15 protein-coding genes are annotated in these 21612 nt (G+C 39.4%); 9 read left to right on the top strand and 6 right to left on the bottom strand.

All coding sequences use genetic code 11. From position 1 onward, the window contains the following. Positions 1-97: 97 nt before the first annotated feature. On the top strand, positions 98-1114 hold the full coding sequence (locus RF53_RS04975) for an alpha/beta fold hydrolase (protein WP_039036765.1): 1017 nt from the start codon (positions 98-100) through the stop codon (positions 1112-1114). A 108-nt stretch (positions 1115-1222) separates the two neighbouring features. Here the strand turns inward: RF53_RS04975 and RF53_RS04970 are convergent, their stop codons facing one another. Then, positions 1223-2020, bottom strand: coding sequence for a M48 family metallopeptidase (locus tag RF53_RS04970; RefSeq protein ID WP_006792426.1), 798 nt, complete (start codon positions 2018-2020; stop codon positions 1223-1225). A 180-nt stretch (positions 2021-2200) separates the two neighbouring features. Here RF53_RS04970 and RF53_RS04965 point away from each other — a divergent pair, with 180 nt between their 5' ends. Next, on the top strand, positions 2201-3403 hold the full coding sequence (locus RF53_RS04965) for a multidrug effflux MFS transporter (protein WP_039036764.1): 1203 nt from the start codon (positions 2201-2203) through the stop codon (positions 3401-3403). A gap of 28 nt (positions 3404-3431) precedes the next feature. Here RF53_RS04965 and grpE read toward each other — a convergent pair whose 3' ends face one another. Beyond that, the gene (gene grpE / locus RF53_RS04960) at positions 3432-4040 is read right to left on the bottom strand and encodes a nucleotide exchange factor GrpE (RefSeq protein ID WP_008132071.1); all 609 of its coding nucleotides are present in this window, start codon (positions 4038-4040) and stop codon (positions 3432-3434) included. Positions 4041-4098: 58 nt separating this feature from the next. Next, the gene (locus RF53_RS04955; RefSeq protein ID WP_006792423.1) at positions 4099-5064 is read right to left on the bottom strand and encodes an HrcA family transcriptional regulator; all 966 of its coding nucleotides are present in this window, start codon (positions 5062-5064) and stop codon (positions 4099-4101) included. A 175-nt stretch (positions 5065-5239) separates the two neighbouring features. Between RF53_RS04955 and nadK the strand changes: the two genes are divergently transcribed. From nadK to recN, 3 genes are all read left to right on the top strand, one after another. Next, positions 5240-6124 (top strand): NAD(+) kinase, encoded by an 885-nt coding sequence (gene nadK / locus RF53_RS04950; RefSeq protein ID WP_010557611.1) that lies wholly within the window; start codon positions 5240-5242, stop codon positions 6122-6124. A 78-nt stretch (positions 6125-6202) separates the two neighbouring features. Continuing rightward, the gene (locus RF53_RS04945; RefSeq protein WP_039036763.1) at positions 6203-6760 is read left to right on the top strand and encodes a hypothetical protein; all 558 of its coding nucleotides are present in this window, start codon (positions 6203-6205) and stop codon (positions 6758-6760) included. 75 nt (positions 6761-6835) lie between these two features. Further along, entirely contained in the window at positions 6836-8515 is a 1680-nt protein-coding gene (gene recN, locus RF53_RS04940; RefSeq protein WP_039036762.1) for a DNA repair protein RecN, read from the top strand. Between the two features lie 377 nt (positions 8516-8892). Here the strand turns inward: recN and RF53_RS04930 are convergent, their stop codons facing one another. The 3 genes from RF53_RS04930 to gltB all read right to left on the bottom strand — a co-directional run bounded on the left by RF53_RS04930 (position 8893) and on the right by gltB (position 16120). After that, on the bottom strand, positions 8893-9915 hold the full coding sequence (locus RF53_RS04930) for a GGDEF domain-containing protein (RefSeq protein WP_235420597.1): 1023 nt from the start codon (positions 9913-9915) through the stop codon (positions 8893-8895). A 322-nt stretch (positions 9916-10237) separates the two neighbouring features. Then, positions 10238-11653: an FAD-dependent oxidoreductase gene (locus RF53_RS04925; RefSeq protein WP_006792417.1), complete on the bottom strand. Its 1416-nt coding sequence runs from the start codon at positions 11651-11653 to the stop codon at positions 10238-10240. 9 nt (positions 11654-11662) lie between these two features. After that, on the bottom strand, positions 11663-16120 hold the full coding sequence (gene gltB / locus RF53_RS04920; protein ID WP_039036759.1) for a glutamate synthase large subunit: 4458 nt from the start codon (positions 16118-16120) through the stop codon (positions 11663-11665). Between the two features lie 876 nt (positions 16121-16996). Between gltB and RF53_RS04915 the strand changes: the two genes are divergently transcribed. From RF53_RS04915 to RF53_RS04900, 4 genes are read left to right on the top strand one after another with little or no spacing between them, the layout of a single operon-like run. After that, positions 16997-18250 carry an efflux RND transporter periplasmic adaptor subunit gene (locus RF53_RS04915; protein ID WP_039036758.1) on the top strand — a complete coding sequence of 418 codons (1254 nt, stop codon included), beginning with the start codon at positions 16997-16999 and terminating at the stop codon, positions 18248-18250. Positions 18251-18286: 36 nt separating this feature from the next. Further along, positions 18287-18997, top strand: a complete 711-nt coding sequence (locus tag RF53_RS04910) for an ABC transporter ATP-binding protein (protein ID WP_006792414.1) — start codon at positions 18287-18289, stop codon at positions 18995-18997. 3 nt (positions 18998-19000) lie between these two features. After that, the gene (locus RF53_RS04905; RefSeq protein ID WP_039036757.1) at positions 19001-20314 is read left to right on the top strand and encodes an ABC transporter permease; all 1314 of its coding nucleotides are present in this window, start codon (positions 19001-19003) and stop codon (positions 20312-20314) included. A gap of 11 nt (positions 20315-20325) precedes the next feature. Beyond that, a complete protein-coding gene (locus RF53_RS04900) occupies positions 20326-21534 on the top strand; it encodes an ABC transporter permease (RefSeq protein WP_039036756.1) in 1209 nt (402 codons plus the stop codon). Positions 21535-21612 lie beyond the last annotated feature (78 nt).

Below are 21612 nucleotides of genomic sequence, written 5' to 3'. Positions count from 1 at the left end.
TTTATGCCATAAAAGTATTTAATTGAATGGTTGTAAATACTTAGTTATTGTCGTATTTCTTTTAAGCCTCATGCTTTATCTTTGAAGGAATAATGAAATGATGTCAATTAAAGTAATGTGTTTTGCTGCCTTGTTAGCTTTCACTAATAATACTTTAGCAAGTAGTGTAGTAAATACAGAGTCCCTATCTTACGATGCCCTTTTAAGCAGTTATCAATATGACTTTAAAGTAAATTACTTTAGCGTTGAATCACAAAAGCAGTCTTTAAAGATGGCGTATATTTACCTAAAGCCTACCAAAGAAAAGATGCCTACAGTGACACTCATGCACGGCAAAAATTTTAATGCTGATTATTGGACGACTACAGCGCAGTACTTGCAATCGCTTGGCTTTGGTGTATTAATTCCTGACCAAATTGGCTTTGGTAAATCATCCAAACCCACTAACTATCAATATTCGTTTGCATCGCTTGCCCACCATACACATGCGTTAATGGACTCCCTTAACTTAAAACAAACAATTGTAGTTGGCCATTCTATGGGCGGCATGTTGGCAAGTCGCTTTGCTTTAATGTATCCCAATACAACAATTAAATTGGTTTTGCTTAACCCTATAGGGCTTGAAAACTACTTACATTATGTTGAATACAAAGACACCAACTTCTTTTATAAAAATGAGCTTGCTAAAACGCCCAAGGGCGTAAAAAAATATCAGCAAAAAAACTATTACGATGGTAAATGGAACGCTACGTATTCAGCATTAACAGACTTTATTACTGGGCAAATACAAGGGCCGGACAAAGCTCACATGGCGTGGGTTAATGCTAAAACATACGATATGATTTTCACTCAACCCGTTATTACTGAATTTAAAGACTTTGCCGTGCCAGTTGAGTTAATTATTGGTACCCGTGATAGAACAGGACCAGGCCGAAACTGGAAAAAAACCGGTGTAGATTATGAGCTTGGTCGATACGATAAGTTAGGCAAAAATGCCGTTTCGCTTATCCCCAATGCTAAATTATATGAACTCGATAATTTAGGCCATTTACCACATATAGAAGACTTTGAACGTTTTAAAACTGTATTTAAAGAAGCACTCGCTGCTGAATAACACACATAACCGATAAAATAAAACCCCTGAAAGTATTTACATTCAGGGGTTTTATTTTATTAGCGCATCAACACTATACGCCACTGCTTTATACTGTTAAGAGCTCAACTAAAGTGAGCACTGTGGCCTTTTTCCTTGTGAGTTTGCAGTACTTTGCTCACTTAGTGCTTTTGTCATTTGCGACTGCAAATTATTAATACGACTCGTTGGTGCTGGGTGGGTAGACAAAAATTCAGGCGTTGCACCGCTTCCCGCTTTACTCATGTTTTCCCAAAGCGTAACCGACTCTTTTGGGTTAAAACCCGCTTTTGCCATTAAATCAAGACCAATGGTGTCGGCCTCAGATTCATGAGAACGGCTAAACGGTAAAACCACACCATATTGAGCGCCTAATCCGAGTCCTTGCATAATTTCATTACGGTACTGCACGTTACCCATTTCAAGCGCAACACTACCCAATTGCATTCCCGTACTTAACAACGAGCTTTGTGATACACGTTCATTAGAGTGTTCTGCAATTACGTGTCCTACTTCATGCCCTAAAACGGTGGCGACTTGATCTTGATTAGTCGCTATTTTTAGTAACCCGGTATGAACTCCAATGTAACCGCCAGGCAAAGCAAATGCATTTGCTGAATCATCTTCAAATACCACCACTTCCCAGTTTTGAGACGCATACTCATTAGGTAAAACGGCAATTACTTTTTCAGCAATACAATTTACATATGTATTGGTTTTTGGATTTTTATTAATTGGCTGATTTTTTTTCATGTCAGCAAAGCTAGCTGTACCCATTTCGCTCATTTGCTGATCCGAATAAAGCGCTATTTGAGTACGCCCTGTTGGCGATGTTTTACACCCGGCTAAAACAGCCGTTGCTACTAGTGCCAATACCAATTTTTTCATTGTATTACCTTAAGTCATTTATACTGCAAGTAGGATAGCAAACACAGTGCCAGTTTAAAATCATTGGTTTAAGGTAAGTACTTTGTGGTGAAGTAAGTAACGTTCCGGCTAAACTACGTTTATACATATACAATGCCCTGCTACACTATAGCCCTTGTTTTAGTTACCTTGAGTTTATGTATGGGCGCCTCGTCTACGTCTTTTAATACCCGTATTTTATTACCTTTATTGGCAAGTATTGTCGCTATTACACCCCTTGCAATTGATATGTATTTGCCCGCAATGTTGGTTATTGCGAACAATTTACAAACTAGTATGCCAAATGTACAAATATCGCTAAGTATATATCTAGCAGGTTACTCATTGGGCATGTTATTTTTTGGCCCTATAGCGGATCAAATTGGCCGCCGGAAACTGGCTAAAATTGGTTTAACATTATTTGGTTTAACCTCTACTGCGTTAGCATTCACAACAGAAATTCATACTTTTTGGGCACTAAGGGCAATACAAGCGTTCACTGGTGCTGCTGCTACGGTGGTCGTGCCAGGAATCATTAGGCATATCTATCAGCAAAATACGGCAAAAGGTATGTCGTATGTATCGATGATCATGATGGTTGCACCATTAATAGCACCGTCTGTAGGCTCTTTTATTTTAGGGCTTTCTGTTTGGTCTACCATATTTTTAGTATTAGCAGCTTACAGCTTTATAATACTTGTGTTTGTGCAAGTATATTTAATTGATATACCTATTCATACCAGCGAAAAAAAAGGGTTAGCCTTATTTTTTGATAGTTATAAAACTGTTTTGAGTAATACCGATGCACGCGCCGATATTTTAAGCTCAATGTTTGTATCGTTTGGCTTTTTTTGCTTTTTAACCTCAGTGCCTTTTATTTATTTAGACTTATACAAAGTGTCGGAGCAACTGTTTGGGATATTATTTGCCTTTAATGTGATGGCATTAATGTTTGGTAACTTTTTAAACACACGAATTGTGCCGCGTATTGGTTCACGCAAAATGTTACATATTGGATTGGTATGCGGTTTTATTTCAGGATTTTGCCTTTTAACTTTTAGTATTTTACATTTATCGCTTTATTATATAGTGGCAGCAATTGCACCATTAATGATGAGTTTAGGGGTCACTGCCAGTAATGCAGATTCGTTAATACTCATGAAGTTTGAAAAAAACACCGGCACGGCTACTGCCGTTATTGGTACGCTTAGGTTTGGCAGCGGTGCCTTGGTAGGCCCCATTCTTGCTGTTATGCATGCTCAAAGCTCTGTGCCGTTTTCGAGCCTCATGTTTAGCGCTGTACTACTGACGATATTAGTGCAAATAATTCATTTTAAAAAAGACAAAAAAAATGCCTCAATTTGAGGCATTTTTAAAGTGTTAAACGGCTAAATTAAGCGTCAGCCGCTTTTGAAACCATAACCATTGCCGGGCGTAATAAACGTCCATTTAATGTGTAGCCTTTTTGCATAACAGCAAGCACAGTGTTTGGTGTTACATCGTTGCTTGGCTGAATTGACATAGCTTGATGGAACTCTGGGTTAAATTGCTCGCCTTGTGGGTTAACAATTTCAACACCGAATTTAGCAACAGCATCGTTAAAGCTTTTAACCGTCATATCAATACCTTCAAGCAACGGCTTTAACGTTTCGTTTTCTTTATCAGAAAACTCAATAGCGCGCTCAAGATTATCAATCACAGGAAGTAATTCGTTAGCAAACTTTTCAAGTGCAAATTTGTGTGCTTTTTCTACATCTTGTGCAGCACGACGGCGAATGTTGTCAACGTCAGCAGCTGCACGGATCACACCGTCTTTTTGGTCTGCAATAGTTTGCTTAGCAGCTTCTAGCTCTGCGTAAAGCATCGCAATTTCAGCTTCAGGGCTTTGTTCTTCTGCATGTTGTTCAGCGGCATCCACGGCTGCTTCTACATCTGCTTGCATTTGTTCAATTTCTTCGTTTAGTTCTACTTCTTGCTCTGGGTTTTGTGTCTGCTCAGACATAAAATACATGCTCCAATTCTTTTCAATTGCGGTAATTATGGGGATTGAATAAAAAGATTCAAGAGTTCGATGACTCAATTAATTTAAATTCTTGGATTATTTGTTCTATTTGCGCTGATTTTGGGCAGATTATACAAAAGCGGCTTTGATATTCTTGGTTTTGAAAGTAAGGAACGCTGATGGTTATTAGATCGTTACATTCACTAAACGGAAGTTTTTTACCGCTGATCACCGAAACACCATTTTTAAATGCCAGTGCATCTTCAACAAAATTTAGAAATGACACGCCTATATTTAGGCTTTGCTCACAATTTATTTTTTTATAAAGGTAGTTTTCACCCACAACTATACTATTATCTGAACCTAACTTTTGACTTAGCTGTCGTGTCCATTGAGTAAGTGAGTCATGACAGTTTTTAGGCGCTGTGTTTGCCATTGCTTGCATTCTATACAAGCCTTCCATCAATGTTTGTTGGCTAAATACTGTATTTAACCACGTTGCAAACTGGTAACGAACCGTATCTGAAGCATCATGTGGTTTATCAATGCAAATATTATGGCTTTGGCCTGCGCGATCTATTAATAAAATAAGCCAATCGGTAGAATCAAAATCAAGTACTTCAACTCTAAATACATGCTGTGAGCTCACTTGCGGTAAACCAACACAACAGCACACCTGATACTTTTGACTCAAGCCATGTGCCAATTCAACTAGCTGTGCCTGTTCTGGCTCCCAGTAACTAGCAATATCTGATAATGGAAAAAACTCATCAAACCAATAATTAAACCCTTCATCTGTAGGTACTCGTCCAGCAGAAGTGTGGGGGGAATACAATAAACCTACTTTTTCAAGACGGGCCATTGCATTACGAACGGTTGCTGAACACACAGCCATGCTTTTTAGCTTGGCAATTTTTGTTGATGGAACGGGCAATCCCTCACCGTTACAGTACATGTTCATTACAGCTGAAAATATTTGCTGATCGCGTGGATTTAATTTCATGATATCTACATCTTGTTGCATGAAAGGTATATCGGGGCATTTGCTGCTATTTCAAGTCATTTCCCCCTTGTTGAACAATATAAAACAAATTTATTTTAAACTAAATTGAATCATACTCATTTAGGTAAGATCTGTATTTTCAAACACTTTGCTTTTGAGTTACTCTACCAATATCAAAACTTTTAGTGTGCAGATTATGAACTCACCTTTCAATACTATTGGCCTTATTGGCAAACCAAACCACCCAAAAGCGGCTGCCACTTTGCAGCGTTTGCATACATTTCTACTGGCACTTGGTTTTGAAGTGATTGTTGAAAAGCGCACTGGCGGACAGTTAGTCGATGTACCCAAAGAAAACCTTGTTAAACTGGTTGATTTAGGAGAGCAAGCCGACCTTGCAATTGTGGTTGGCGGTGACGGAAACATGTTAGGAGCTGCGCGCGTGCTTGCTCGTTTTAACATTGCTGTAATTGGCGTTAACCGAGGTAACCTTGGTTTTTTAACCGACTTAAACCCTGAAGGTTTTGAAGCTAGCCTAGAGCACGTTCTAAGTGGTGAGTATATTGAAGAAAATCGCTTTTTATTGGAAGTAGAAGTTTATCGCCACAATGAACTAAAAAGTGCCAATTTAGCGGTAAACGAAGCCGTATTACATGCAGATAAAGTGGCTCATATGATTGAGTTTGAGGCATTTATAAATAGCGACTTTGTATTCTCTCAGCGCTCTGATGGGCTAATTGTATCTACGCCAACAGGATCAACTGCTTACTCACTTTCTGGTGGCGGTCCAATATTAACGCCTGAACTAAATGCAATATCTTTGGTGCCTATGTTTCCGCACACGTTATCAAGCAGGCCATTAGTGGTAGATGCCGATAACGAAGTGAGGCTAAAACTTAGTTTAGACAATACAGACAGCTTGCAAGTCAGCTGCGACAGCCACGTTGTGCTTGCCGTTTTACCTGGTGATGAAGTCGTCATTAAAAAAGCAGATAAAAAATTGCGGTTAATTCATCCAAAAAACTACTCTTACTACAACGTTTTACGTACGAAATTAAATTGGGGCAGTCGTTTATACTAATTTTATTGCTAAAGCGTTGTCTTTAGCGCAAAATGCAGATTACAACAATAATACACCAATTTTTAGGAACAAATAGCAATGACATATGTCGTTTTTTTTGCCTTGCTACTGTTAATTACACTTCTAGCAACCTACTTAAAAATAGAAAGCAATCGTCGCAAAGCAATTGAAGCTCAAAAAAAGCAATTTAACGAACGTGTATCACAAGTTGGCGCCCGTCTAAAGTCAAAATTAAATGAGCTAGTAGAAGCGAAAATTCTTCGCCCTAAATACGCACCTCGAATTCAAGCAATCGTTTCCAACTTTTTTGTAGTTCAAAAGCATACTGACGAGAATTTACAAACCCTTGAAGATGTATCTGATCTATTAATCAATACTTTATCTAACGAATTGACTAAAGCGAACCAAATAGGCAATGGCCAAAGCTTGGAAGAAAATATCCAGTATTTTGTGTCTGAACTTCCACAGCAAGGTATTTCGTATAACAAAACGTTTTACTCAGAGGCGTTACCAAACCTTATCGAATTAATTAAAACCAACGACTTGCTACAACCCCTTGATAATGAAGAAAATGAATACATTCCAGAAAATCTAGACCCAAACAACCAACTCAATCAACATGTTAATATTGCCTAAATAATAAAAAATTAATTTGCAAAAAAGCTAAACACTGTATAAATTACCAGTTAATTAACTGGATGGATAAACAGTATGTTAGTTGGTTTAGAAATTAAAAACTTTGCAATTGTAAGTAACTTAAGCACTGAATGGCATAACGGCATGACGGCGATCACGGGTGAAACCGGCGCGGGTAAATCGATTGCCATTGATGCACTTTCATTGTGTTTAGGCGAGCGCGCTGAAGCCTCTGCTGTAAGACCTTCTGCAAACAAAGCTGAAGTATGTGCTCAATTTGATATAAGCGCACTCCCGCTCGCTCAGGCTTTTTTAGAACAACATTTTCTGACCAGTACTGATAACGATTGCTTACTTAGACGCGTTGTTTGCAAAAATGGTCGCAGTAAAAGCTATATTAATGGCAGCTCAGTAACTGCATCTCAGCTCAAAGAACTTGGCCAGTATTTAATTTCTATACATGGACAACACGCTCATCAACACCTTTTAAAAGCTGAACATCAATTACAACTACTTGATGCATATGCTGGGCATCAAGACTTGGTTGCAAAAGTAACTGAAAGTTATAAACAATTCGCCAACCTTCAAAAAGAATTTAAACAACTTGAGCAACAGCAATTACAACAAGCCGCTCAAAAACAGCTACTAGAATACCAAGTGGCAGAACTTGACGAGTTTGCGTTACAAGACGGTGAGTTTGAACAAATTGAAGCCGAACACTACAAGCTAAGTAATAGCCAAACCATTTTAGAGTCATGTCAAAAAGAGCTGCAATACCTATATGAAGGTGAAGAACAAAGTGCGTGTTCTGTTTTACAGCACAGCGCACAACAGTTTGCAGATTTAGCACAATATGATGAAAGCTTAGCAAGTGTGGCAGCAATGCTAGAAGAAGCGGCTGTTCAAGTAGAAGAAGCTAGCCGAGAAATTCGCAATTATACGGAACAAGTTGATTTAGACCCTGCCCGTTTAACAGAAATAGAGAACAGGTTAAGCGGCGCAATGGACTTAGCTCGTAAGCACCATATAAAACCGCAAGCATTAGTTGAATTTCATCAGTCAATTTCAAAAGAACTCGAGTCAATTAGTAATAATAGTTTCCGCTTGGAGCAACTCGACTCTGAAATAAACGATGCATTGCTTGACTACAAGCAAGCAAGTGAAGCATTAAGCGTTAGCCGCAGAAGTTATGCTAATACCTTAAATACCCTAATAAGCGAAAGTATGGCAAATTTATCTATGGAAAATGGTGTATTTGAAATATCGCTTACTGAAGATCCTGAACGAGCCCCCAATCTTTTAGGGCAAGATAGCGTTTCGTTTTTAGTATCGACCAACCCAGGGCAGCCTCTTCAGCCTTTGGCTAAGGTGGCGTCTGGTGGTGAGCTTTCGCGTATTAGCTTAGCTATTCAGGTTATTATTGCCCAAAAAGTAACAACACCAACATTGATATTTGATGAAGTAGACGTAGGTATTTCTGGACCTACAGCCTCTGCTGTTGGAAAGTTATTAAGGCAACTTGGTAAATCGACTCAGGTGATCTGTGTTACCCATTTGCCGCAGGTTGCAAGTAGTGCGCATCAGCAATTTTTTGTAGCAAAAGAAATTGCTAAAGGTGAAACCTTTACCAATATGCTGGCACTAACAAAAGATGGTAGAGTAGACGAAATAGCAAGGTTGCTTGGCGGCGACAATGTTAGTAAAACAGCAAAAGCAAACGCAAAAGAGTTAATAAAAAGCGCATGTGTAATTTAGGTTTAATTAATAACCAACTAGGGTTTCAATTTTCAGCAAGGCCTTTATATGATTACTAATACTGCTTTAATTCTTATTATTGTAAGCTGGCTACTGGTTTTAATTAGTATATTGCTAACTTTATTTAGCCGATATAAACACACACAATTTAAGAAACACTTAATGAGCTTTTTAAATGTAACGTTATTCGTTCAGCTGATTCTTAGTATTTACAATTTAATGAGTTACCAGGGTGGTAATTCGAATAATTTAATTTTTAGTTATACATGTGTTTTGCTCACCCAAATACTGTGTAATGTATTTTGTTACATGAGTTTAAAAAGACGTATTGCTAAAGTTAAGTCAACACTTGATTCGTTCTCAATGGAATAATAAAACTACTTTGAGCAAGTCCTATTTTTACCTTGCTTTTTAGCTTTATAAAGCAATTCATCTGCGCGCTTGATATCAATGTCTATAGAATCGCTTTCATGGGATTGAACAACCCCCATACTAATCGTTAAGCTCAAGCTCTCAGAAGATGTATTAACCGGAAATTGTTTTAGCGCGCCATGTATTTTATTTGAAATCTCTACGCCCTTTGCGTTAAATACATTAGGAATTGCAATCAAAAACTCTTCCCCGCCCCAGCGTGATGCAACGGCATTATTAGGAATATGTTGCTTTAAAATATTAGCTAAGTGTATAAGCGCTTCATCACCAAAACTATGTCCGTACTCGTCGTTAACTTTTTTAAAGTTGTCTACATCGCACAAAATAAGTACAAATGGTGTTTGCTCCTTCATGAGCGCTAATTTAAATTCACTAAGCTTATTCATTGTAAAGCGTCTGTTTGGTAACCCCGTTAAAGGGTCAATAGTCGCCAACAGTTCATTTTTTTTACTCAGTGCTAATATTTTTTGATTGTATTTTTCCCTTGAGTTTTCATAAAAGCCACTCAACATTGCGACAATAATAAATGAAAATATAACTCGATAGGGAAATTGATCCGGTTGATAGTTATAAATACTAAAGGTATGCGCGCAATAAAAAGCTAATATAACCGCTAATAAAAACAAAATAATATCAACGATACCGCGCTTTAAGCCTCTAATTGAAAATGTGACTGGCGAAACTATGAATATCCAAATCGGACCAGTTCCCTGCGCGCCTCCAGTTAAAACAAGGTAAATCATCAATGCATAAAGGTTATAAAGGATAGCACTAGCTGACTTTTCAAGGTTTTTATAAACACTAAGCGCCCATGCGTAAATTAGCGAAGAACATATTAAGGTAAAAAATAAAAAATAATCGCTGTTGGTCAATGCAATGCAGCCCATCACCAAGGTTGCTATAAAGCCTATTGATGAGAAAAATCTAACTATTAGTTTTCTTTCTGGATTATTTGAATGTTCATGCATAATAAGCGCTATTTTTCTTATATTATTGAGTTAATTTTCAGCAAAGTTATCACCAATTTTTCTGAGTAACACTCAATACTCCCCTTTTTCAGCAGTTAAATCAAGATTAAAGTATTACTGATGTAAAATTAATACTAGTACCTTTTTTAGCAAATTATACGTTTATGAATCTTACAACTATTCATGAGAATAGCTTGGTCATTCAACCAAATTATCATCGAAAATAAAATGGTTAAAAATAAATGGTACCTAATTCGTTTCAAACACAAAAAAGCAAGCCACTTGGCTTGCTTTTAAATTGTCGATTTCTGAAAATATTAAATTAAACTTTTAAATAATCCATAATACCTTCAGCTGCGTTACGGCCTTCAAAAATAGCGGTTACTACTAAATCCGAACCACGCACTATATCGCCACCAGCAAATATTTTAGGGTTAGTTGTTTGATGTGTAAATTCACCTTGCTCTGGTGCGTTAATACCGCCCCAGTGGTTTATTTCTACATCATACTTTTCTAACCAGTCCATTTTGTGTGGCTTGAAACCAAACGCCATAATTACTTGTGTTGCTTCAATAACATGCTCTGAACCGGCGACCTCTTCTGCGCGGCTACGACCATTCGCATCTGGCTCACCCAGCTTAGTTTTAACCATTTTTACGCCTGCAACATGGCCGTTAGCGTCTAGCACAATGCCTTTAGGTTGAACGTTATATGTAAATATAACCCCTTCTTCTTTGGCATTTTTTACTTCACGCTTAGAGCCTGGCATATTTTCTTCATCACGGCGGTACGCACACGTTACTTTTGCAGCACCCTGTCGTATAGACGTTCTTACACAGTCCATCGCAGTATCACCACCTCCTAATACAACGACCTTCTGATTCGCCATATCAATATAAGCTTGATTCGCTTCGTCATAACCCATAACTCGGTTAGTGTTACCGATTAAAAACGGCAGCGCATCGTGAACACCCGGCGCATCTTCATTTTCAAGCCCAGCACGCATACTCTGATACGTACCCACGCCCAAAAATACTGCATCATAGTCGGCTAAAATATCATCCATAGTGATATCTACACCTACTTCAACATTTAGCTTAAATTCTACGCCCATTTCAGTGAAAATCTCACGGCGTTTTTGCATCACTTCTTTCTCTAGCTTGAAAGAAGGAATACCAAATGTAAGTAATCCACCAATTTCTGGGTGACGATCGAACACAACAGGTTTAACACCATTTCGAACTAAAATATCCGCACAACCCAAACCCGCGGGCCCTGCACCAATGATAGCTACTTTTTTATCAGTCCATGTTACGTAAGACATGTCTGGCTTCCAGCCCATTTTAAACGCGGTATCGGTAATATATTTTTCAATGTTACCTATCGTTACCGCGCCAAACTCTTCATCGAGCGTACATGAGCCTTCACACAACCGATCTTGAGGACAAACACGGCCACATACTTCAGGCAAACTGTTTGTTCGATGAGAAAGCTCCGCAGCTTCTAATATACGCCCTGTGCGAATTAGTTTAAGCCACTGTGGAATGTAATTATGTACCGGACATTTCCATTCACAGTATGGGTTACCACAATCCAAGCAACGATCCGCTTGAGAGTTAACCTGATTCTCTGAAAAGGGTTCGTAAATTTCTACAAATGATTTTTTACGTGACGAAATTGGCTTTTTGCGTGGATCTACACGCTGCACGTCTATAAATTGATATACATTTTCGCTCATACTGCCCCCTTATTGCGCCTGAACACGTAGTTCGGCACTACTACGGGCGCGATGCCCGAGTAAACTTTTTACGTCACTTGATTTAGGTTTTACTAATTTAAACATAGGTAAGTAGAGCTCAAAATTAGCTAAAATACTTTCTGCTCTGCATGAGCCTGTTAGCTCTAAATGCTCAGCAATTAATCCACGTAGGTGCTCTTGGTGTGACGTTAACGCTTCTAATGTCACAACTTCGACAAGCTCTGGGTTTATGCGTTTTTCAAAGTCGTTTCGCTCATCTAAAACATAGGCAAAACCACCGGTCATACCCGCCCCAAAGTTAACACCTACATTACCAAGCACACACACAACACCACCGGTCATGTATTCACAGCCATTATCGCCAACGCCTTCAACAACTGCTTGCACGCCTGAATTACGAACTGCGAAGCGCTCACCTGCGCACCCTGCAGCAAACAATTTACCGCCCGTTGCACCGTATAAACAGGTATTACCAATAATCGTAGCTTTATGACTTTCAAATGATGAACCCACTGGCGGACGAATAACTAGCTTACCACCAGCCATGCCTTTACCAACGTAGTCATTAGCGTCACCAACGAGGGTCATCTCAAGGCCACCTGCGTTCCAAACACCAAACGATTGACCAGCCGTGCCATGGAGCTCGATTGCTACCGGGTCAGCCGCCATACCCTGATTTCCATGTTTATCAGCGATGTAGCCAGATAACATTGCACCAACTGAACGGTCTGTATTACAAATTCGGCTAACAAGTGAAATACCACTTGAAGCATCTATCGCTTCTTGCGCTTTTCCTAATAGGCTTTCGTTAAGCTTGCCTAAATAATGTGAGCTATTTGGCGCGCTACAAAATAACGTTTCGCCTGTTGGATTGTTTGGCTGCGCAATAACAGAAGATAAATCTATCTTTTTCTGTTTGGCTGTTTTGCCCTCAATTGCTTCAAGTAAATCAAGACGACCAATTAAATCAGTTAAGTTTGCAACACCTAAGCTTGCCATGATTTCACGCGCTTCTTGTGCAATAAACTTAAAGTAGTTCATCGCCATTTCAGGTAAGCCGTGGTAATGCTTTTGACGAAGTGTTTCGTCTTGCGTTGCAACACCGGTCGCACAGTTATTTAGATGACAAATACGTAGATATTTACACCCTAATGCCACCATAGGACCTGTACCAAAACCAAAGCTTTCAGCACCTAAAATAGCAGCTTTAATAATATCTAAACCTGTTTTTAAACCACCATCTGTTTGCAAACGAATACGATGACGAAGGCCATTTTCTACAAGGGCTTGCTGTGTTTCAGCTAGACCTAGTTCCCATGGGCTGCCTGCATATTTTACTGATGTTAGCGGGCTTGCGCCTGTGCCGCCGTCGTAGCCAGATATAGTAATTAAATCAGCATATGCTTTAGCTACACCTGTTGCTATGGTGCCAACACCTGGTTCCGACACAAGTTTTACTGATACTAGTGCCTTTGGATTTACTTGCTTTAAATCGAAAATTAGCTGAGCAAGATCCTCAATAGAATAAATATCATGATGCGGTGGCGGTGAAATTAACGTCACGCCAGGTACCGAATAGCGAAGTTTAGCAATGTAAGGTGTTACTTTTTCACCCGGAAGTTGCCCGCCTTCACCTGGTTTTGCACCCTGCGCGACTTTGATTTGAATTACATCTGCGCTACGTAAATAATGCGGTGTAACACCAAATCGACCTGAAGCTACTTGCTTAATACGTGAGTTTTTCTCAGTGCCGTAACGAAGTTTATCTTCACCACCTTCACCTGAATTTGAACAACCACCCAGCCGGTTCATTGCAATTGCGAGTGCTTCATGAGCCTCTGGCGATAAAGCACCAATACTCATTGCAGCTGAGTCAAACCGTTTGTAAAGCGCTTCTGCAGGCTCTACATCATCAATACTAATTCCATTTTCTGGTAATTTAAGTGCCAGCATATCGCGTAATGTTGAAATAGGTCGATTGTTAACAAGCTTTGCATACTCGTTGTAATCTCTGTATTCACCAGAGCGAACTGCTACCTGCAGTGTTTGGATTACATCTGGGTTATATGCATGGTACTCACCACCATGTACATATTTAAATAAACCGCCATGGCTAAGTAACTTGCGTTTACTTAAGGCAAGCTTATGTAAGCTTTGTTGATCGTCATCAAAGTCTGTAAAACATGCGCCTTTAATGCGGCTAGCCACACCTTTAAAACACATATCAACAACAGCATCTGATAAACCCACCGCCTCAAATAACATTGAGCAACGGTAAGAAGCGACTGTACTAATGCCCATTTTCGACATTATTTTGTATAAACCTTTGTTTACCGCTTTACGATAAGCAAGGGTTACCTCGCAGTAAGATTTATCGATGATTTTACTGTCGCTCATCGCTACCAACGACTCATACGCTAAGTATGGGTAAATAGCTGTTGCGCCAAAACCAAGTAACACTGCAAATTGATGAGGGTCTCTTACGCTACCCGTTTCAATAATGATGTTTGATTCACAGCGTAAATTGTTATCAACCAAACACTTTTGCACTGCACCTACAGCCATAGCCGCAGGGATAGGTAGGTTTACATCGTCAAAATTACGATCGGTTAAAATAAGCATGATAGAGCCAGCAGCTGCTTTCTCTTTTGCTTTATCGCAAATGCGTTTAACTGCGTTTTCCAAGCCTTCTTCAACAGTGTAAGTAATATCAATTTTACAATAGCTGTAATGCGCTTCATCTGCATTTAGTAGCTGCTGCATGTCTGCATACATTAAAATAGGTGTATCGAATTGTAAGCGCTTAGCGTGGCCTGTAGTTTCGTTAAACACATTTTGTTCGCTACCAATACACGTAGCCAAAGACATAACATGGTTTTCGCGAAGAGGATCAATTGGCGGATTAGTGACTTGTGCAAACTTTTGACGGAAATAATCGTATAGTGAACGATGTCCTTCGCTTAACACAGCAAACGGAGTGTCATCACCCATTGAGCCTGTTGCTTCTTGCCCGTTTTCACCCATTACACGAATAACGCTATCCAACTCTTCATTGGTATAACCAAACATTTTTTGATATTTGGCTAACGTTTCATCGTCAAATGAACGATTGCCTGCATCTTGCTCTTTTAATTCTTCAAAGGGAGTCAAGCGCTTAACATTTTCTTCGAGCCACGACTTATAAGGATGGCGAGATTTTAAATCTTGGTCGATTTCGTCTGAGTGCCAAATTTTCCCCAATTTGGTATCAATTACTAAAAGCTCACCCGGACCCACTCGGCCTTTTTCAACTACTTCATCGGCGGTGTAATCCCAAATGCCCACTTCAGAAGCAAGAGTGATAAAACCATCTTGTGTGATTACATAACGCGCAGGACGAAGACCATTTCGGTCTAAGTTACAGGCTGCAAAGCGGCCATCTGACATAACAATCCCCGCAGGACCGTCCCATGGCTCCATGTGCATAGAGTTAAAGTCATAAAATGCACGTAAATCGTCATCCATAGCACGGTTTTTTTGCCATGCAGGCGGCACAAGCATGCGCATTGCACGGAATAAATCCATGCCACCGGCTAAAAATAGCTCTAGCATGTTATCGAGGCTTGACGAATCTGAGCCTGTTTCATTAACAAACGGCGCTGCGCTTTGTAAATCTGGAATAAGTGGAGACGAAAATTTATACGAGCGAGCACGAGCCCACTGACGGTTACCCTCAATGGTGTTAATTTCACCATTATGCGCTAAATAGCGGAAAGGCTGAGCAAGTGGCCAACGAGGCTGTGTGTTTGTTGAAAAGCGCTGATGAAAAACACAAATCGCGCTGGTCATACGGATATCTGCCAAGTCTAGATAAAAATTAGGTAAATCTGCAGGCATCATAAGGCCTTTATAGATAGTCACTAATCCAGATAAACTTGCAATGTAAAATGATTCATCGTCTGCTAAACGTTTTTCAGCACGACGGCGCGCTACGTATAAGCGACGTTCTAAATCTTTTGAACGCCAACCTTCAGGTGCGCTTACAAAAATTTGCTCAAAGCCCGGTAATTGCTGCACAGCAATTGGGCCTAGCATTGATGGGTCGGTAGGCACTTCGCGCCAGCCTAAAATATTTAGCGTTTCTTTTTCTAATTCTTCGCTAAGAATTTCCTTTGCAGCTTGTGCTAAAACAGGATCTGAATTTAAAAAGATCATGCCTACTGCATAGTTTTTACCAAGGTGCCAATTATGCTCACTTGCAATAGCACGGAAAAAACTATCTGGTTTTTGCAAAAGCAAACCACAGCCATCGCCTGTTTTACCATCAGCAGAAATACCGCCACGGTGTTGCATACGATCCAACCCAGTAATAGCAGTACGAATAAGCCGGTGACTAGCCTGACCATTAACTTGGGCAATTAAGCCAAAGCCACAATTTTCTTTCTCTAATTTCGAGTCGTATAACATAGACCCCTCCCCTTGCTTCACTGTTAGCGTTAATGAACTGCTCGACGATTTGCTAACAGCCGGTCAAAACTAGCCTCTATATCAAATAGAGTCAACAGTAATTTGAATACATATTCACATTCTTGAATATTTCTCACTTCATAGCAAGATTTCTTTTTTATCATTTTTATTAACATTTAGCGGTATTTTCACCGTTATTTTTTCATGACACTGGTGTCAAGTTTAACATTTTGTAAAAACACCTCCAATTTAAAACGCAGTTTACGTAAACGTAAACTTAGATATTAGTGAATAAATATTCAATTGAAGAGATTCGTAAAATGTGGGGATTATGCAAATAATATTACCCCTTTTCATTAACGAATTATAAAAGGGATAAATACAGGTAGAATTATGTTCCTTATTCTTCATTCAGCTTAAAAACTGTAATTTAACCACTCATTACTTTGATTAATTATTCGTAAATAGAAAAATAAAACCAGTCAAAGCTTAAATGTCACCCCCGCTATTTAATCGCCTGAGTAGCTTAGCTTTAAAATACACTTACACTTTGAGTTCACTGTAGTGCCGACGTTACTGGTTTTCTTGTACCCGCAACGCAGTATCTACTCTTTATACATTGCTTTTTATGTGTCCGAAGCGGACACATAAAGTGTCCGCGGACATATTACTTTAATAAATAAATTATTAAGTATAATAATATCAATAGGTTAAATTTTGGCATGCTAATCGTATAGTGTAATTTAGTAATTATTATTTGGAAGAATTATGTTCACTTTAAGCTTATTTTTACTCTCGCCACTAGCCGCTATTTTTGCAGCACTACTTTATGTCATGTTTGAAAAAAATATAAATTCATTTAGTTAGGGTTGAATAATGATTAAAGATACCAGTGCTCAAGACATACAAGTTAAAACACCCGCAAACCGTAAAAAACGTTTTCTTTTAATTATCGCTGTGTTGTTACTTATTATTGCTGCTACTTATGGAGTTATGTCAGGCTCGGATGCAACTAAATCATTTAGCCAAGAAAAGGTGCAAATAGCAAAAGTAGAAATTAAAACGCTTATTCGTGATGTAGCCGCAAGTGGAAAAATTGTTGCCGCCAATGCACCACATATCTACAGCCCAGAGAGAGGCTTTGTAAGCTTGCACGTTAAAGCTGGCGATACAGTTACCAAAGGCGACGAGCTTGCTGTTCTTCATAGCCCTGAACTTAACAATGAATTAAAACAACAACAATCCGTATTACAACGCTTAGAGGGTGAACTTAAAAGGCAACACCTGCAATCAAGAAGAGACACTTTAACCCTTACAAAAACACTCGATATGGCAAGTGTAGAATTAAACGCAGCACAAAGAGAAGATCGCCGCGCAAAACTATCAATTAAAAAGCATTTAATAAGCCAAATAGACCTTGAAAAAGCAATAGACGACTTATCACGTGCTCAGCTTACCTATAAACACGCACAGCAAGAGGTGGCACTTGCTAAAGATACACTCGCATTTGAATTGCAAGCTGCTAAAAGTGATGTAGAGCGTCAGCAGCTGATCGTTGATGAATTACATAGAAAAGTAAATGAGCTGTCAATTCGGGCCACAGTGACAGGCATTGTTGGTAATCTGCTTGTGCAACAAAAAGCAGCCGTCACGCAAAGTCAGCCTCTGATGACACTCGTTGATTTAAGTCATTTTGAAGCACAGTTGCAGGTGCCAGAAAGTTACGCAAACGAACTCGGGTTAGGTATGGACGTAGAGCTTAAATTAGGGAACGAAACAATAATGGGAGTGCTCTCGGCTATATCACCCGAAGTTAATAATCGCGAAGTAACCACACGTGTTCGCTTTACAAGCAACAGCAATAACATTCGCCAAAATCAACGTTTAACCGCGCGTATTTTACTCGACAATCGCCAAAATGTGCTGCAGGTAAAGCGAGGCGCTTTTATGCAACAAGGTGGCATTGTTGCATATAAAATAGACGGAAATTTTGCAAGACGTATACCTATATCCGTAGGAGCCACCAGCATTAACGCGGTAGAAATTTTAAGCGGCTTAAATGAAAACGACGAAATAATAATTTCTAGCTACAACCAATTTAACCAAGTAGACACGCTTTTATTAAATTAGAAGCGCTCTCAACCAGCGCCAATTTAAGGAAAAACCATGTTACAAATGAAAAACATAAGTAAAGTATACCAAACTGAAATGGTTCAAACTCACGCATTAAGAGACTTTAATTTAAATGTAAATGAAGGCGAATTTATAGCTGTCACAGGCCCTAGCGGCTCTGGGAAAACTACCTTTTTAAATATTGCCGGAATGTTAGAGCCCTTTAGTGAAGGTGATTATATTTTAGATGGTGTAAATGTGGGTAGCCTAAACGACAACCAACGTGCCGATTGCCGAAATCAAAAAATTGGTTTTATCTTTCAAGGTTTTAATTTAATACCAGATTTAAACCTCTATGAAAATATTGAAGTACCTCTTCGTTATAGAGGTATTAAAGCAAAAGAACGTAAACGTAGAATAGAGCAATGTTTAGAACAAGTAGGCTTAGCCTCCCGCGCTAAACATTTACCTCAACAACTTTCTGGCGGCCAGCAACAACGCGTCGCTATAGCCCGCGCACTTGCCGGCGAACCACGCTTTTTACTTGCCGATGAGCCCACCGGTAACTTAGACAGCCTAATGGCTCGCCAAGTGATGGAATTACTTGAGCAAATAAATCGCGATGGCGCCACAATTATAATGGTGACACATGACAGCGAATTAGCCCGCCGTGCACCGCGCAACATTCAAGTAGTTGATGGACAACTTGCTGACTTTACTTTGTACCAAGGTACACAGCCAATAAAAGTCGCACAAGGAGTATAATTCATGCTGGTTCATTATATTGATCTGAGTTGGCGTAGCTTTAAGCGCACACCACTCGTAAGCTTTTTAATGGTACTTGCCATAGCAATTGGTATAGGCATCACCATGACTAGTCTGAGTGTGTATCACATGATGTCGGCCGATCCAATCCCACACAAGAGCAGTCAGCTTTTTAGTGTGCAATTACAGATAATGGATGATGGAAGCACATGGTGGACGTCAGATAACCAGCCTCTTCAACTAACTTATCAAGATGCTGCAAATCTTTATCAATCCCAAGTAGGTGCTCAACGTTTAAAAATGGTACGAAGTGGCTTTTCTGTTTACATAGACTCTGACAAAGTAAAACCGTTTAGTCAAAGTGCAAGACTTACCACTCCTGAATTTTTTAATATGTTTGACCTCGAATTTTTACATGGTAGCAAGTGGTCACAGCAACAAGAAGACAATGCAGCGCCCGTTGTTGTCATTAGCGAGGAGTTAAACGATAAGTTATTTGCTGGCAAAAATTCAGTGGGTCAGGTTATCTACCTTGACGATGCTAGTTACGAAGTGATTGGCGTTACAAAAAATTGGCCACTAACCATCAAATATTACGACTTAAACAATGGTGCATTTAACCAACCCGAACAACTTTTTATGCCATTTAGCCTTCTTGAGGCAAAGCAACTTGGTAATTGGGGAAATACTAATGGTTGGAAGCATGAAGATGTTCGAAGTTTTACTGCCAAATTACAGTCAGAAATGGTTTGGATTCAATTCTGGGTTGAATTAACGACCGAGCAACAAAAAAATGATTACGAGAATTACTTATTAGCTTATATGCAAGAGCAGCAAAAGCTCGGTCGATTTAATCGTAAAGAGCTCGCTTTTGGGCTTCGAGATGTTAATCAATGGATGGCTTACAATAATGTGGTTAGTGAAGATAACAAAATTTTAGTGGCTCTAAGTTTTATGTTTTTGGCTGTGTGTTTGGCTAATATACTTGGCTTATTACTTGCCAAATTTTTACGTCGAGCGCCAGAGGTAGGTGTACGCCGTGCACTTGGTGCTAATAAGCGACAAATTTTTATGCAGCATATCATTGAAGTCGCTATGTTAGGGCTTTTGGGCGGGCTACTTGGGATTGTATTTGCGCAGTTTGGCCTATTGGGTGTTCGTCAGAGCTACAGTTATTACGAAAGCTTAGCGACTATGGATTTAAGTATGTTACTAAGCGCCCCACTTATTGCAATCAGTACTTGTGTAATTGCCGGGCTTTATCCTGCTTGGCTGGTATGTAAAACCAACCCTGCCATTTATCTAAAAAGCCAATAAGGACGAACACAATGATATTAGAAATTAAACCTATTTTTCATGCGCTGTGTCGATCTAAGGTGGGTGCAATTTTGCTACTTATACAAATAGCAATTACCACTGCAATTGTTAGTAACGCAGCATTTATAATTCAAGACAGAGTAACCTACCTTAACCAAGAAACTGGCTACCCGGAAGATGAAATACTTGCTTTTCATGTCATGCATTTTGGTAAAGATGTTCAAAGCCATCAGCAATTTGAACTTGATGAAGCCATGCTTCGAGCTTTACCCGGCGTTAAAGACGCCATATATATTAATAACATACCGTTATCAGGTAGTGGCAGCTCATCTGACTTCAGTATTAACTCTGCACCAGAGCCAGGGCTTTCAGCAAGAACGGCTTACTTTTTTACGGATGACCATGCAATTAATACACTTGGCGTTGAGCTTGTTGCAGGACGAAATTTTACTCAAAATGAAATCGTTGTCACTAACGATAATGATCAACGAGCCAATGTGACAATTGTCACTCAAGCATTACTCAATGAGCTTTTTCCTGATGAAGAGGGCTTAGGAAAAACGATTTTTCTTGGTGATATTCCACTGAAAGTTGTTGGTGTAATTAAGCATGCAAAAGGGCCTTGGTTAAAAGACAGCCGCCCAAATAATATCGCATTAATTCCTTACATTAATCCCAATATATCTGGCAACTTTTTAGTTCGCACTGCGTCCAACGAGCGTGCAGACATAGCTAAACAGATTGAAGACGCTATGCTTAAAAATTATAACAAGCGTGTGATTATTCGAATTCGTGGTTTAGATCAAGACAAAGCGCAATATATGGCTGAAGACACATTGATGATGCGTATGTTAGTTGTGCTTATTACTATACTTTTACTTGTCACCGCTTTAGGGATCTTTGGCTTAACCTTATTTAATATAAGTAAGCGCACCAAACAAATTGGAACCCGTCGTGCTTTGGGCGCTCGTAAATCTGCAATTGTTAATTATTTTTTAGTTGAAAATGCATTGATTTGCATTGCTGGATTAGTTTTAGGCGTCATTGCTGCTCTCATACTTGGGCAATTGCTAATGCAACACTTTTCAATAGCTGCACTACCCTTAGGCTATGTTGTAGCGACTGCCGTTATGGTTTTTATAATGAGTCTTTTGGCTGTATTTGGCCCAGCTAAACGTGCTGCAAATATTTCGCCCAGTATCGCAACCCGAACCATATAACGCAGCTTCCAACCTATGCTACACTGGCTAAACACGGTGTAGCATTTTCAATATTTAAATAATAATAAACAGCGATTA

Origin of the sequence: Pseudoalteromonas sp. ECSMB14103, assembly GCF_000813065.1 — a bacterium.
GTDB lineage: Bacteria > Pseudomonadota > Gammaproteobacteria > Enterobacterales > Alteromonadaceae > Pseudoalteromonas > Pseudoalteromonas marina.
The sequence above is the reverse complement of the archived record's forward strand: the minus strand, read 5'-3'. Positions and strand labels throughout refer to the sequence as shown.

Bases quoted from the DNA above. Each gene is read 5' to 3' on its own strand.
- RF53_RS04975 (WP_039036765.1), top strand. From the start codon at position 98: ATGATGTCAATTAAAGTAATGTGTTTTGCTGCCTTGTTAGCTTTCACT.
- RF53_RS04970 (WP_006792426.1), bottom strand. From the start codon at position 2,020: ATGAAAAAATTGGTATTGGCACTAGTAGCAACGGCTGTTTTAGCCGGG.
- RF53_RS04965 (WP_039036764.1), top strand. From the start codon at position 2,201: ATGGGCGCCTCGTCTACGTCTTTTAATACCCGTATTTTATTACCTTTA.
- grpE (WP_008132071.1), bottom strand. From the start codon at position 4,040: ATGTCTGAGCAGACACAAAACCCAGAGCAAGAAGTAGAACTAAACGAA.
- RF53_RS04955 (WP_006792423.1), bottom strand. From the start codon at position 5,064: ATGCAACAAGATGTAGATATCATGAAATTAAATCCACGCGATCAGCAA.
- nadK (WP_010557611.1), top strand. From the start codon at position 5,240: ATGAACTCACCTTTCAATACTATTGGCCTTATTGGCAAACCAAACCAC.
- RF53_RS04945 (WP_039036763.1), top strand. From the start codon at position 6,203: ATGACATATGTCGTTTTTTTTGCCTTGCTACTGTTAATTACACTTCTA.
- recN (WP_039036762.1), top strand. From the start codon at position 6,836: ATGTTAGTTGGTTTAGAAATTAAAAACTTTGCAATTGTAAGTAACTTA.
- RF53_RS04930 (WP_235420597.1), bottom strand. From the start codon at position 9,915: ATGCATGAACATTCAAATAATCCAGAAAGAAAACTAATAGTTAGATTT.
- RF53_RS04925 (WP_006792417.1), bottom strand. From the start codon at position 11,653: ATGAGCGAAAATGTATATCAATTTATAGACGTGCAGCGTGTAGATCCA.
- gltB (WP_039036759.1), bottom strand. From the start codon at position 16,120: ATGTTATACGACTCGAAATTAGAGAAAGAAAATTGTGGCTTTGGCTTA.
- RF53_RS04915 (WP_039036758.1), top strand. From the start codon at position 16,997: ATGATTAAAGATACCAGTGCTCAAGACATACAAGTTAAAACACCCGCA.
- RF53_RS04910 (WP_006792414.1), top strand. From the start codon at position 18,287: ATGTTACAAATGAAAAACATAAGTAAAGTATACCAAACTGAAATGGTT.
- RF53_RS04905 (WP_039036757.1), top strand. From the start codon at position 19,001: ATGCTGGTTCATTATATTGATCTGAGTTGGCGTAGCTTTAAGCGCACA.
- RF53_RS04900 (WP_039036756.1), top strand. From the start codon at position 20,326: ATGATATTAGAAATTAAACCTATTTTTCATGCGCTGTGTCGATCTAAG.